We start from the raw sequence: 13,914 nt of genomic DNA on the forward strand, positions 1-13,914 counted from the left end.
AGTATGGTTAAACGGTATAGTATTTTAAAAGGCACAGTCAGCCAACTACAAATCATTGATGACCCAAAAGAGATTGGCTCGAATAATGTCGGCTTAATTGCCATGATAGGGGCGCTAATTACCGGGGCGTTTGGCGTGGCGGCCGCCTTATTGACCACGCTGTCAGTGGGCAGCATTACCTTGCAAGGAAAACATTTTAGTTGCTATGTGGGGCGTAAATTTGTCGAAGGCAAATTAATTCATATTAGATTTAATAATGGTGATTATGTGGAAATGGTCGTGGATAAAAGCGATGATAATAACCAGTATCAATCTTATGCGGTCAGAATCCCGAAAACTCATGCTTTATATTTTCCTCGTTCAGTAAGTATGCCAACTTTGCTTGGGTTAAAGTATTCATCTATAATATCTGGTGTATTGTGTTTAATTCCTTATTTAATTTTCTTAATATTGCTTTTAACTGATTTAAATGAAGACTTTTTTTTCAATTTTACTTTAGTCACTTTGACCATTTTTTTCTGGTTTTTTGTTTTTACAACTATCATTTTTTTATTAATCGGTGGTCGTTACTCTTTTATCGGTAATCGCATTTTTGCCACCTTAGGCTATCCTAAACCTTGGTCACATGATACGTCAGTTGAACATGAGCGTTTTAAAAAATTGAATCGCTCTGGCGATCCTGAGTTGTATGACGATCCGCAAACCCCCGAATTTGAACGAATCAAAATACGAGACGCCAAAGCCACTTATTACTGCCGTACACCCATTATACCGGATTGGGTCGAGGTGATTGATGAACGGGGTTTTACGCCAGATATTGATAATCAACCACCCAAATTAAATCATACGGAACAGTAACAGTATGGCAAAACAGTATCGCATTTTAAAAGGCACGGTCAGCCAGCTACAAATTATCGATGACTCAAAAGAGATGGGCTCGGATAATAATGTTGGCTTAATCGCCATGATAGGGGCGTTAATTACCGGGGCGTTTGGCGTGGCGGCCGCCTTATTGACCACGCTGTCAGTGGGCAGCATTACCTTAGAGGGCAAAAAATTCAGTTGCTATGTCGGGCGTAAATTTGTCGAAGGCAAATTAACCCATATTAGCTTTAAAAATGGCGATTATGTGGAAATGGTCGTGGATAAAAGCGATGATGATAACCAGTATCAATCTTATGCGGTTCGAATACCGAAAACCCACGCTTTATATTTTCCTCGTTCAGTAAGTATGCCAACTTTGCTTGGGTTAAAGTATTCAGCTTTTATAGCGGGTGCATTTTCTTTATTTATTTATCTAATCTACTTAATTTTGTTATTCACAAATTTTAGTGACGATTTTTTTTACTATTTTGCATTATTCACTGCTGTCACTGTTTTTTTATTTTTTGTTTTTACAACTATCATTTTTTTATTAATCGGTGGTGTTTACTCTTTTATTGGTAATCGCATTTTTGCCACATTAGGCTACCCCAAACCTTGGTCTCATGATACGTCAGCTGAACATGAGCGTTTTAAAAAATTAAATCGCTCGGGCGATCCTGAACTGTATGACGATCCGCAAACCCCCGAATTTGAACGAATCAAAATACGAGACGCCAAAGCCACTTATTACTGCCGTACGCCCATTATACCGGATTGGGTCGAGGTGATTGATGAGCGGGGTTTTACGCCAGATATGGATAATCCACCACCCAAATTAAATCACACGGAACAGTAACAGTATGGCTAAACGGTATAGTATTTTAAAAGGCACAGTCAGCCAGCTACAAATTATCGATGACCCAAAAGAGATAGGCTCGAATAATGTTGGCTTAATCGCCATGATAGGATCGCTGATTACTGGGGCGTTTGGCGTGGCGGCTGCCTTATTGACCACGCTGTCAGTGGGTAGCATCACCTTAGAAGGCAAAAAATTTAGTTGCTATGTCGGGCGTAAATTTGTTGAAGGCAAATTAACCCATATTAGTTTTAAAAATGGCGATTATGTGGAAATGGTCGTGGATAAAAGTGATGATAACCAGTATCAATCGTATGCGGTTCGAATACCGAAAACCCACGCTTTATACTTTCCTCTTTTACAATAATTTGGTACAAAAAGATACTTAACTCCACCATTAAATAGGTTGTTATCTTAATATCAAAGACTAGCGTTTATTATTTAGGTATCGATTGGTGGAGTTATTGCTCGTATTATAACAATTATAGGTATTTAATGATATGTTTAGATTTACATATTTTAATATGGGTACCAAAAAAGCATGGTAATTGTATCTTTATGTTTTTTAAACATACAATATAGAATTTGATACTAATTTGTACTGTTTTTAATGTTTATTAAAAGATATTAAAAGTTGAATTGGTGCCAGTGGTCGGACTCGAACCGACACGCTTTTAAGGGCGGCGGATTTTGAATCCGCTGCGTCTACCAATTTCGCCACACTGGCATTAGAAGTGTAAATAAGTAAACGTGGGCATTATACTAAGCTTTGCGATATCTGCAACAATTATTATTGCAAAGTGCTTTGTTTGCCTAAAAATGCATCTATTACCTGAGTTTATATCATTTAGGTTTAATTTTATCGACAACCTTTGGAACAAAAAGATATATAAGAATGTTTTGAATAATGGATTTTATCTATGCGTTTTAGACAGGTAATCGATAAAAAATGAAAGTGCTATTTGAAATTGATATTACAATTTATTGAATCTTATTAATTCTATATTTGTATAAATTTCATCCGAAATATTAAAAACAGTTTAAAATAGTAACATAAAGACATAAAAACGGTTGCAAATTATTCTAAAACGGGTAGTTTATATATTACATTTGTTTGTTTGTTTTTTGTAAGTTTTTCGTAAACTTCCAATGAGATCAATATCAATAGAATTACACCAACTATAATAATCATGTTGTTTAATAAAAATAATTAAAAATTACTATTAAAAAATATATAAATATTAACTCTTACAATATGTAAGGATTATGCAAGGAGAAAGTTATGAAAAATGAATTATTCGAATTCATTAATCAGTTGTACCTAAATTTTATTCATAATCATTATGCTTTAAAAGGTGATGGAATGAATTTAATCCTTTCTTTATTACCTGTTGTTCATAATGAACAACTAAACCGATACTGGTATAACGCTATCATTTATATCAGTGTAGCTAACATTTTATCTGCTAATTCTCAACTCCTTATTACCAATAAAACGTTTCATATGTAATACAACTGGGTATTAACTAATGCAATGTCAAATAAAAATAGGATAAGCAAATGAACGATAAATTGCAGCAACTCTTAGAGGAATATAAATTAAATTATGATAAATTTAATTTTGGTCATTATTTGGATTTTGACCATACCGAAAATGCTTTAAAAATTGGTTTAGTTGGATGCTTTTATTTAAACGAATCTTATAAAACTGAAAAGCGTCAAGCAATTAACCAAGTCCTAGCATTATATGATAAAAATTGGGGAAAAAACCTTAATTATGGCTTTGGGAATGGTGATCCCAATACTTTATATCGTTATCACGCCATCAGTTTAGCTCAAAAAATAATACTTAATAATGGATTTTATGCAGATACTTTAAGTTTTTATTGGAGTAATGTTGATAAACTGTATTTGATCCCTGACTATTTAATTAAAGTTCTGTCAAGATCAGAATTTCTCGAAAAAGAGTATAATACAGTGAGTTATTTACAATTTTATTTGCCGATTTATGAACTAAAAGATTTTGGAGTTGATAAAATAATAGAATTCATCCGACAAGTCAGCCAAATTTTAAAACCTTTACATGGTTTTTTTGGTTTAGGTATAAGACAACGTTATAAATATTATGATTATCAATATTTAGAAGGTGAGTTAGCTCGTAAATATTTAGGTTTAGATATTTCCACTGATGAAGAAGATAAACATTTTAGAGACGGATTTAAAAGCATTAACTGGTTAACTATACTCAGTGAAGAACTTTTTACTGAAAAATTAGGGAGTATCGATGAAGTTAAACAGCAAAATAGTGATGAGGGAGTGATTTTCCATCCCTACACTGGTGGAGTAGTTGTTCAAGCAGGGGAAGTGCCCGAACTTTGTGATATTAGCCATAATCCTTATCCCAAACATTATGTTAATGCTAATGCTTTATTAAAGCCAGCACGTGCGCCAATGATTGCTTCATTTGGTTTTACTTCAAACAACGGTAAAATTCAAGATAGTCAGACTTCTAAAGAATGGCAAGGTCGTTTTGACGATGCCACTCCAACCGATCTTCCAACTGAAGAATCTGAAGATGAGAAAGATGCTGAGCCTTAATACTACTTGGAATGTTTTATAGACATTCTATCTCATTAGTTAAACATATTTTAAATAAAATTATAAATTACCAGACCTTTCACTCTTAACATGAGTTGTTTGTGTGATTGTTGAAAGGTTTTAGGTCGGTATCAACTTGGATTTAATTCTATTTTTATAAATATGGTTATTTTTTTATTGCTATGATATTTATTTCAAAATATTTCAGATTAGCCGTACATTTTAGTAAAAAACGTTTTTTAATTACAAATTCTGGACGTAATAACCTTATTTAAGTAAATAAAAAATGAATTAATATAAAAAGATACTAAATAAACACTTTTAAGCTTTAAGCTCAACTAATCAGCAAAATAAGACGAGATTCTTTTAGCATACATATGTCTTTGTACAATAAATCATACGTTCATAAAAATATTGGCATAATTGATAAAATCCTTAAATAATAGGATCAATCATCTTTATAAGGTAAATGAGAAATTTAGATAATGATTATCGAAGTACTTAAATTAAAAAACGATGCACTTATTTGTGGATATTTAATTGAATCTTAGAGATTACTTGAAAATACCTGATAATGACCTTTCGTTCATTTAAAACTTAAGCATTAATAATTGGAGCGGGAAACGAGGTTCGAACTCAATAATATAACAGATCTTGTATTCTAACTCTGTAATTTCATATCTAAAATCATCTTATTTTTTATCATGATTTATTCTTTGTTTTTCATATAATTAGCATCAAATAAACTTAACTTTATTACTCCTAAAATTTATTTAAATAAATTCTTTGAATCCTTTTTTAACTTTACTGACTCTTTATTAATGCAATTTAGTATTCAATTTAAAAAAATAGAGAGAGGTGAATAATGAGTATTAAAAAAAATGTTCCTAGTCTTGAGCGTGTATGTAGAATTTTTGTTGGTGCATGTATTGCTTGCTTAGGTTTCCTTTTTGCTCCAACTGCTTTAGTTATGTGGATAGCTATAGCGATTGGAGGCGTTTTAACTTGTACTGGAATTACAGGTTTTTGCCCTATGTATTCCATTGCAAAAAGGAAAATCGATTAGAAAAAATCGGACTGTATTTTCCTTGAAGTATAAATAAAGTTCTATTTCACTCAAGGGAATTGCAGACTGAGCTCAATAACTTGGGAGGTGAATATATGTTTCAAAGTAGTTCTGTCACGGTTCATTTGTTCCGAGGATGTCTTGGATTCGGGTTGTTAGGTTTATCTATCTATCTATTTATTCAGGGGCTTTTGTTAACCGTAATATTGGGAGTTATTTCTGCTATTTGTGGATTTTTTGTGTTACGTGGCTGTCCGGCTTGCTGGGTTATAGGTCTCATACTTACCCTCTCTAACTCGGGTAAAACTTGTGAACCATGCACAAAAAAAATAAATGATTTATACATATAAGATAATTTTAGGTTGCATGGTTTTTCTTAGCATGAAATCTAGTAGTTCTAAGAATTATTCCAATGGAACGATACAACCTATTTTTATTCAAAGAAATGAACGTCATAAAAGGATGGTAGAGGTTGCTGATGTCGCAAGAAGATAAGGAAAAATCATTTTTAAATAATATTCGCAAAAATTTGAAAAAATATATTTTTGGTCTGGGGTTAATAATTGGTTGTGTTGTAGTAGTTCGAATGGTTTGGCACGGTTATTTTTTTGAAGAGACAAATAACGCTTATGTTCATGGACATGTAAGTATGGTGTCTACTCGAGTACCTGAAATTATATCTGATATCCTAGTAGAAGATAATCAGAAAGTAAAAAAAGGTGATGTATTAGCTATTTTAGAATCAACAGATCAAAATATTAAAATAGAGCAAATTAAAGCTGAAATAGCGCTAATTGAAGTTCAATACCAACAAATTAGTGCAGAAATTGTTGCACAAAAAGCAGAAGCTGATGCCTTAAAATTTCAAGTAGCGCGATTCATTGCCGAAAAAAAGCGTGCTGAATCTGAGGTTTTTCGTTCAAAAACTTTATATAAAGAAAATAAAAAAGCCATCTCAACAAATGAAATGAATTTAGCCATTGCTGCAAATGATGTTGCTATTGCTGATTTACATGCTGCAATTCAACGGGAATAAGCGGCTAGAGAAAAAGTTGTAGCTCAAGAATATTTTAACAAAGCACAGTTAGAACAAAAAAAGGTCTTGCTTTCACGCCTTAAAGAAGCAGAAGTATAGTTGGGTTATCATAAAATCATTTCTCCAGTTGATGGATATATTGGTAAAAAAAATATTGAAATTGGTAATCGAGTACAACCAGGGCAGCAGTTATTTGCAATTGTACAAGAGGATCGATGGGTTATTGCTAATTTTAAGGAAACACAGTTGGATGGACTTAAAAAAGGACAAGAAGTAACTATCACAATTGATGCTATCCCAAATAAAAAATTTATCGGTGTTATTGATAGCCTCTCTCCTGCTTCTGGGGCTCAATTCTCACTACTCCCTCCCGATAATGCAACGGGCAATTTTACTAAAATTGTACAAAGAATTCCTATCAAAATTACTTTTGTTTCAACCGATATTGAAAGAGTTTTTCTCGGGATGTCTGCAACAGTTGAAATTGATAAACGTCAATAATTTATAAAAAAATAAGGATGATAAGATAATAAGATGCCAACTTTGAAAAAGAATCTTGCCAAAGAAAATATATCAACAGAAAAAGTAAATACTAGAAATTGGATTGCAGTCCTTGCTGCTATTCTTGGTGTCTTTATGGCTATTCTAGATGTTCAAATTACTAATGCTTCTCTCAAAGATATTTTGGGGACGATTTCGGATAGATTTTTTATCAATTGCTTTTTCAGATTCTCAATACTGCTAAGTTTTATATTTCAAAAAAATATAAAATATTTGAATCCTTTTTATCAGACTAAGACTCTTTTATGTACAAGGAGAAAGGAGGGTAGTTATGAAAAAAATTGATGAAAATCTTATTATGCTGGCCCGCTCAGGTGATCAGGTCGCTTTGATTGAATTATTGGAAAAATGCCAACCAGATCTAAATCGTTTTTCGCGAAAAGTTTGCTCTTCAGCAGAGGACGCTGAGGATGCAGTACAAATGGCTCTTTGGATTTTATATAAAAAAATAGAGCTTCTGCGAACAATCTCAGCACTTTCTACTTGGTTGTTTCGCATTGTAGAGCGCGAGTGTTATAAAATCTTTAGATTAAACAAAAATAGTTTACTTATGGACGCAAATGATATGGAAAAGTTATTTGCTGATGGTAACGTTACTAACTCCGAACAATCAATATTGAGGCTCGACTTAAGTAAAGCAATCATTTCCCTTCCTGTTACTTACCGAACAGTATTAATCCTAAGAGATGTCAATGAATTAACAGCGCCAGAGGTGGCTGAAATTTTGGGAATAAGTATTGAAGCAGTGAAAAGTAGGCTGCATAGAGCGAGAAATATTATTCGGAAAAGATTGGAACTTAGTGGACATTAAAGCTAAGAATAATATTCAAAAGTTGATAACTAGGGATTAGTATGTTTGTTATAGGGACGATAAATGAAAAAAATGAATATTCAATAGGATAATGATAATAATATTTGTTCAGAAGTAAAAAATATAGGTAATTTGATCAACTCTTTAGTAAAAGTCATCAAAGAAACTTATGTAGCACCTAATGTTGGTTTAGTACCAGACAATCTTTCTCAGAAAATTTTTATTCCAGGTTCTGGGTTGAATGGTCAGAATTATTGTTTTCTCATCGATATACAAAGTTCAGAAGTGATATGCTGGACAATTAATCAGCATAATTATTTCCAACACATTTATTCTAATATGTTCGGTGTAGATAATATGAAAGCTCCTTGAAATCGAACTCCTCATAATTATATTGAAGTTTCTCATTTTATTCATTCTGCTGAGATCTATAATGATTGGGTTTATGTTAGCTTTTTCATGGAGGATTTATTCTTGGACTTGATATAAATACAGAAAAATACAAAATAATATATAATAAAAGTATTGATTATCACCCAATGTATTCATCAACTCAACGAATCAAAAATGGCAAAATATATTTCAGCCGCTGGCCATCTATTGATACTTTTTATAGAGCAGCGTAAACAAGCAAAAAAGTTGCAATTGAGTGTGGCGTTTATAATATTGAGGATGATCAATTTGACATATTACACCGCTTAAATGGTCGTGATGCGATCCATTTTACAGATATATCTCCCGATGAAGATACTGTTTTTCTTGTTGAAATGTCTCAGAGCCAGAATATTCCCTATCTCTTTAGATGATGAATTAGAAACTCTAACAACAAAAAATAAAAAGAAATTTGTTGAAGGCAAACTTAGTTTATCTGAAATGATTTCAATATTCAAAGATGGGAAGCAAATTAATCGTTACTATTTACCTTCTGGACCTGCTGATATCGAGTGGGATGATAAAGAAGATAATATATTTTATTTATTTTCACATAATTTAGTAACAAATAATAAATATCTTTATACATTTGGTAACGCCAAAATTGATAAGTATTATTTAATTGAAGGAAATATTAAGTTAAATAGCCGTTATAGTTTAGGCGGATTATTACGTGGACAATCTTACACTCATAATCAAATTGATAACTGATCTAGGAGTATCTATTTTCTATACTCTTAAACAAAAGTGACGCTTATAAAAAGATATTTTCATCACTTACCTTCATTCATTTGGTGAAGAAAAAATTTCTGGACCAATTACATATGCTTCTATCTTCTCAATGTTATGTCGTGATATGGAGAATAATGATGAAGATTAAAAACTTATTAGCTTTAAAAGATAGACAATTCTATTTTTTTATTAACTTTGCTTTGAGTGAAGGGTGGAATGTAAAGTTATCTTCCAAAGGAAATGTTCAGCTACGGCGTAAAGGTTATGCCAGCATCTATAACGCAGGTTACTTATTAAAAAGACAGCAATATTTGTCAAAAAAATAATGCCAAATTGCATTTTTTAAATTAACCTGCCAAGTTTCTGAAAAACGAAGTTCAACTGTTCGTACTCCTGTAAGTAGTAAGAACTTTAATCCTAACACTGTTACTCTACTTCCTTTATAGTTTGATAATTTACCTAGTAATTCTGGTAATTCATCAACCTGAATAAAAGGATAGCGCTTATTACGACGATAGAGAATCGCTGCATTATCTAAATCAGATGTAGGATTAATTCGTAATTCTTCAGTAATAACAGCGTAACGAAAAATTTCATCTAACCAACTTCTTATTTTCTCGGCTATTGATAATGCTCCACGAGCCTCAACCTTACTTAAGATTGACAATAAATCACTTCTTGTGACATTTTTCAGTGATTTATCTTTTAAGGCAGAAAATATCGCCTTTAAAGGCACGTAGGATCTGTAATTCTGTGCTTCCTCGACCATTGTTCTTTTTTTCTTAGAGGGTTTTGCATTCAATTTTCTCAATTTACATATAAGCCAGTTTTCAGCAAACTCAATAAATGAAACACTTAAATGTTCTTCTGGCGTTATAGAATTAACATATGCTTCATTTTTTTCTAATCTAGGGTCAATATTATTGGATAATTTATTTTGAGCAAAAGAACGTAAATATCTAGCTTTCTTTAGATCCGTTTTTGGATAAGAACCTAAAGACATTCTGGTTTGTCTACCATTCTAAGAAAAACGGAATAGCCAATATTTTGAACCGTTAGAATAAATATTAAGAAATACTTCATCTCCATCTTTGAGTGTATATTCTTTTTCTTTGGTTTTGGCTGCTTTGTTTTGAAATCAGATAATAAAGTCATAAAAACGCCTTATGTTATCAATAAATAAATGTAAGGATAGTGAGTCAATTTTTTAGATAAACTGTTCAAAAAATATATCTATTACAATAACCTATTTTTTGGACTAATTTTTCACGGAAGACAATGGATTAACTTGTTCTACAGCGGAAAAATAAATCACTGTAAACATTTAAATTCCTAGATTTTCAGGCTTTAATCGATTCCAATGGGGGTTATATTGGAGCGGGAAACGAGGTTCGAACTCGCGACCTCAACCTTGGCAAGGTTGCGCTCTACCAACTGAGCTATTCCCGCGTAAGAAGTGTTTGTTAATGGTGCCCGGGGCGAGACTTGAACTCGCACGGCCAAAAAGGCCGAGGGATTTTAAATCCCTTGTGTCTACCGATTTCACCACCCGGGCTAAAAACAAATTATCAAAAAGTAATTTGCTTTGGATGCTGTGCATTTTACCTATCTTAGCTTTTCAGTCAATAGAAATTTTAAATAAATTGATTGATTGCTTAATGTTTAACTTGTTCATGGTTTAAAGATATTCTTTTACTGATTTAAAGTAGATATGTACCGTTTTATTGGATTGATTGTTATACAATAAAATTACACATGAAAAGTTAAAAAAACATCGTATTACTCTTCATCTAATAGATCATTATGCGCTATCCATAAATATTGCAACATGGATAAGAGGGTTAAAGCTGTAGCAAGTAATAAAGTTATTAAACCTGCATAAATAACAATATCACAAGGACGCCAAAGTAACCAAGTTAATGCAGTCATTTGAGCAATGGTTTTAATTTTACCAATACATGACACAGCAACATGATTACGTTTGCCAATCTCGGCCATCCATTCACGCAAGGCTGATATGATAATTTCACGGGATACAATAATAATTGCTGGAATCGAGATCCACCATGCCTGATAATATTGAGTTATTAATACTAATGCAATTGTTACCATGATCTTATCTGCAACCGGATCCAAGAAAGCACCAAACTTCGTAGTTTGCCCTAGACGGCGAGCAAGATAACCATCAAAAATATCCGTTATCGCTGCGATTAAAAAAATGAGCGCTGAAAAAAAACCAGACCATTCATGAGGTAGAAGATAAAACGTTAATACCAAAAAAGGAATTAAAATGACTCGAAATAGTGTTAAGAATGTTGGTAGGTTAATTTTCATGTGAAATAAGCTCTTTTTTTTATTTTATTAATCAAAGTATTAGTGATAATAAAAAAATAGTGTTCTTTTAATACTTATGTTGCCTGAAATATGTTATTTTTTCAATGTGTTATTGTTGTAAATTTAGATAAATTTTTTCAGCTAATGGTTTAGAAATACCTTGTACTTGAGCTATTTCATCAATACTGGCATTTTTTAACTCTCTTAATCCGCCAAAATGGTTTAAAAGTGCTTTTCGTCTTTTTGCTCCTATACCATTAATGTGTTCTAATGCGCTGTCCGTAAGTTGCTTTGTCCCTTTTTTTCGTTGTCCCACAATAGCATGATCGTGAGATGCGTTACGAATTTGTTGGATAAGCAATAGAGCAGGGGAACGATCATCAAGATAATGACCTGTACCATGTGCTTCAAAAAATAGTGTTTCGAGTCCTTCTTTTCTTTCTGCACCTTTAGCTACACCGATTAAAATTGGATGATTTTTATCCCAATTAACATCTAACTGTTCAAATACTTGTAATGCCTGGTTAAGTTGACCTTTACCACCATCAATAAAGATGATATCTGGAACTTTTTCATTAGGCAGATCTTTTTTATTATAACGACGTGTTAAGACTTGTTCCATCGCAGCATAATCATCACCTGGCGTAATACCTGAGATATTATAGCGACGAAATTCAGATTTAACTGGTCCATTTTCATCAAATACGACACAAGAGGCAATGGTATTTTTTCCCATAAAGTGACTGATATCAAAGCACTCCATACGATTGATTTTATCAATCCCTAAAAATGTTTTAAGTGCATCATAGCGTTGTTTTATGGTTGAATTCTCCAATAACTTGTTTTTAACAGCTGTTTGGGCATTGACTGTAGCAATATTAAGTAGTTTTAAATTATCACCTTTAGGTTCATCAACTAATTTAACTTGATGCTGTGCAATGATAGATAAGGTTTCTTCCATTGCTTGTTTATCTGATAATGAAAAATTCAATAAAATCTTTTGAGGAATATTTCTATTTTGATTACCTTGCAAGTAAAATTGACCTAAAAAGGTTTCAATGACTTCTTCTAATTCAGTATTTGATGGCACTTTAGGATAATATGAACGGTGACCGAAGGTTTGTCCATTGCGAATAAATAAAACATAAATACAAGCTAAACCAAACTCATAATGGAATCCAATTACATCAAGATTATCATTATTATTGTATATAGCTTGTTTTTCATTGATATGTTTTATTGCTTGTAGCTGATCTCGTAATGCGGCGGCTTTCTCGAAATTAAGATCATTACTTGCTTTATGCATATCCTCAGTTATTTTTTGTAGAATCTGTTCTGAGCGTCCAGACAAAAATAATCTAACATAATTAACTTGTTCATTATAATCTTCGTCACTGACTAATCCTGATACACATGGTCCTAAACAACGTTTAATTTGGTATTGTAAACATGGACGTGTACGATTGCGATAAGTGCTATCCAAACATTGTCTAATTGGAAAGGTTTTTTGTAGCAGGGCTAAAATCTGTTTAACTGCATATCCACTTGGATAAGGTCCAAAAAACTCATCTTTTTTTCGATTAATTGCACCACGGTAAAGTGACAATTGTGGATGACGTTCTTTACTAAGCTTTATAAATGGATAACTTTTATCGTCTTTTAATAATACATTATAACGAGGTTGATATTTTTTAATGTAAGTTTGTTCAAGTAATAAAGCTTCAGTTTCGGTGTTGGTAATGGTAAATTCAACATGATGGATATGACTGACTAGCCTATCGGTCTTAAGCGTTTTTTTGCTACTGTTGAAATAGCTTTTTAATCGGTTGTAGAGATCTTTGGCTTTACCCACATAAATAATGGTCTGTTTATCATTGAACATTTGATAAATACCAGGTTTATGTGGGACTGTTTTTAAAAATGATGTTGAATCAAATTGGCTCATATTAGTTTTCAAATGTGAGGGCTTTTTTCTCTATTATCCTCATAATGGTGCTTAAAAGCCCATTTATCAAGAGGTAAACTGACCCTGCAACGACAAAAATTGAAAAATCGTAATAATCTCCATTTAGTTGATTGCTATATCCCATAATATCCATAACCGGAATCATAGAAGCTAAAGCGGTGCCTTTTACTACAAAAACCACTTCATTAGAATAAGTAGAAAGTGCTCGTTTTAATGCATAAGGCATAATAATTTTTAATGTTTGTATTTTATTCATACCTAAAGCTTCACACGCTTGCCACTGACCTTGTGGTACAGATTTTAAAGCTCCATAAAATATTTGCGTAGTATAGGCAGCGCTATTAAGTGTTAATGCAAGATAAGCACAGAACCAAGGTGAGGAGATAATCTCATAAAATGTTGGTACTTTACTTAAAACATCGCCAAATTGTGATGGTCCATAGTAGATTAAAAATAGCTGAACTAATAGCGGTGAACCAGTAAATATAATAATATAGGTACGTATAATTTTTTTAATTAAACAAGAATTTATTGACAATAAGCAAGAAAAGATAACCGCCAGGAGTCCTGCTGAAATAATGCCTAAAATACCTAAACTTAAGGTATCAGGAAGTCCTTGTAAAATGACTTTAAGATAGTAAATAAAATTATCAAACAT

At 32.3% G+C, this 13,914-nt stretch carries 15 protein-coding genes and 3 tRNA genes; 11 read left to right on the forward strand and 7 right to left on the reverse strand.

Features of this window, described 5'->3' with window-relative positions; all coding sequences use genetic code 11:
- Positions 1-3: 3 nt before the first annotated feature.
- Genes J4T76_RS10670 through J4T76_RS10680 form a run of 3 tightly spaced genes read left to right on the forward strand, consistent with a single transcriptional unit; the run spans position 4 to position 2,087 of the window.
- A complete protein-coding gene (locus tag J4T76_RS10670; RefSeq protein WP_267356197.1) occupies positions 4-858 on the forward strand; it encodes a hypothetical protein in 855 nt (284 codons plus the stop codon).
- Positions 859-862: 4 nt separating this feature from the next.
- A complete protein-coding gene (locus J4T76_RS10675; RefSeq protein WP_267356195.1) occupies positions 863-1,720 on the forward strand; it encodes a putative type VI secretion system effector in 858 nt (285 codons plus the stop codon).
- A gap of 4 nt (positions 1,721-1,724) precedes the next feature.
- Complete coding sequence (locus tag J4T76_RS10680) at positions 1,725-2,087, forward strand: hypothetical protein (RefSeq protein WP_267356194.1); 363 nt, start codon at positions 1,725-1,727, stop codon at positions 2,085-2,087.
- 273 nt (positions 2,088-2,360) lie between these two features.
- On the opposite strand, the gene J4T76_RS10685 is transcribed toward J4T76_RS10680, so the two are convergent.
- Positions 2,361-2,447 (reverse strand) — tRNA-Leu (locus J4T76_RS10685).
- A 555-nt stretch (positions 2,448-3,002) separates the two neighbouring features.
- Between J4T76_RS10685 and J4T76_RS10690 the strand changes: the two genes are divergently transcribed.
- From J4T76_RS10690 to J4T76_RS10725, 8 genes are all read left to right on the forward strand, one after another.
- Positions 3,003-3,230 carry a hypothetical protein gene (locus J4T76_RS10690; RefSeq protein ID WP_267341796.1) on the forward strand — a complete coding sequence of 76 codons (228 nt, stop codon included), beginning with the start codon at positions 3,003-3,005 and terminating at the stop codon, positions 3,228-3,230.
- 50 nt (positions 3,231-3,280) lie between these two features.
- The gene (locus J4T76_RS10695; protein ID WP_267341795.1) at positions 3,281-4,318 is read left to right on the forward strand and encodes a type VI immunity family protein; all 1,038 of its coding nucleotides are present in this window, start codon (positions 3,281-3,283) and stop codon (positions 4,316-4,318) included.
- An 865-nt stretch (positions 4,319-5,183) separates the two neighbouring features.
- On the forward strand, positions 5,184-5,384 hold the full coding sequence (locus J4T76_RS10700; RefSeq protein ID WP_267341794.1) for a YgaP family membrane protein: 201 nt from the start codon (positions 5,184-5,186) through the stop codon (positions 5,382-5,384).
- 478 nt (positions 5,385-5,862) lie between these two features.
- On the forward strand, positions 5,863-6,420 hold the full coding sequence (locus J4T76_RS10705; RefSeq protein ID WP_267341793.1) for an HlyD family secretion protein: 558 nt from the start codon (positions 5,863-5,865) through the stop codon (positions 6,418-6,420).
- Positions 6,421-6,519: 99 nt separating this feature from the next.
- Positions 6,520-6,921 carry an HlyD family secretion protein gene (locus J4T76_RS10710; RefSeq protein ID WP_267356192.1) on the forward strand — a complete coding sequence of 134 codons (402 nt, stop codon included), beginning with the start codon at positions 6,520-6,522 and terminating at the stop codon, positions 6,919-6,921.
- Between the two features lie 33 nt (positions 6,922-6,954).
- On the forward strand, positions 6,955-7,266 hold the full coding sequence (locus J4T76_RS10715) for a hypothetical protein (RefSeq protein WP_267341790.1): 312 nt from the start codon (positions 6,955-6,957) through the stop codon (positions 7,264-7,266).
- Positions 7,253-7,792 (forward strand): RNA polymerase sigma factor, encoded by a 540-nt coding sequence (locus J4T76_RS10720; RefSeq protein WP_267341789.1) that lies wholly within the window; start codon positions 7,253-7,255, stop codon positions 7,790-7,792. The genes J4T76_RS10715 and J4T76_RS10720 overlap by 14 nt, the downstream gene beginning before the upstream one ends.
- A gap of 759 nt (positions 7,793-8,551) precedes the next feature.
- Positions 8,552-8,935 carry a hypothetical protein gene (locus tag J4T76_RS10725; protein ID WP_267356191.1) on the forward strand — a complete coding sequence of 128 codons (384 nt, stop codon included), beginning with the start codon at positions 8,552-8,554 and terminating at the stop codon, positions 8,933-8,935.
- A 307-nt stretch (positions 8,936-9,242) separates the two neighbouring features.
- Here J4T76_RS10725 and J4T76_RS10730 read toward each other — a convergent pair whose 3' ends face one another.
- The 6 genes from J4T76_RS10730 to artM form a co-directional block, all read right to left on the reverse strand.
- The gene (locus J4T76_RS10730; RefSeq protein WP_267356189.1) at positions 9,243-9,959 is read right to left on the reverse strand and encodes a tyrosine-type recombinase/integrase; all 717 of its coding nucleotides are present in this window, start codon (positions 9,957-9,959) and stop codon (positions 9,243-9,245) included.
- Between the two features lie 370 nt (positions 9,960-10,329).
- A tRNA-Gly gene (locus J4T76_RS10735) sits at positions 10,330-10,405 on the reverse strand.
- An 18-nt stretch (positions 10,406-10,423) separates the two neighbouring features.
- Positions 10,424-10,511, reverse strand: a tRNA-Leu gene (locus tag J4T76_RS10740).
- 224 nt (positions 10,512-10,735) lie between these two features.
- On the reverse strand, positions 10,736-11,290 hold the full coding sequence (pgsA, locus tag J4T76_RS10745) for a CDP-diacylglycerol--glycerol-3-phosphate 3-phosphatidyltransferase (protein ID WP_267341785.1): 555 nt from the start codon (positions 11,288-11,290) through the stop codon (positions 10,736-10,738).
- A gap of 109 nt (positions 11,291-11,399) precedes the next feature.
- A complete protein-coding gene (gene uvrC / locus J4T76_RS10750) occupies positions 11,400-13,235 on the reverse strand; it encodes an excinuclease ABC subunit UvrC (protein WP_267341784.1) in 1,836 nt (611 codons plus the stop codon).
- A gap of 1 nt (position 13,236) precedes the next feature.
- On the reverse strand, positions 13,237-13,914 hold the full coding sequence (artM, locus tag J4T76_RS10755) for an arginine ABC transporter permease ArtM (protein WP_267355148.1): 678 nt from the start codon (positions 13,912-13,914) through the stop codon (positions 13,237-13,239).

It is taken from the genome of Gilliamella sp. B3022 (genome assembly GCF_028751545.1).
In the GTDB taxonomy this organism is placed as follows: Bacteria; Pseudomonadota; Gammaproteobacteria; order Enterobacterales; family Orbaceae; genus Gilliamella.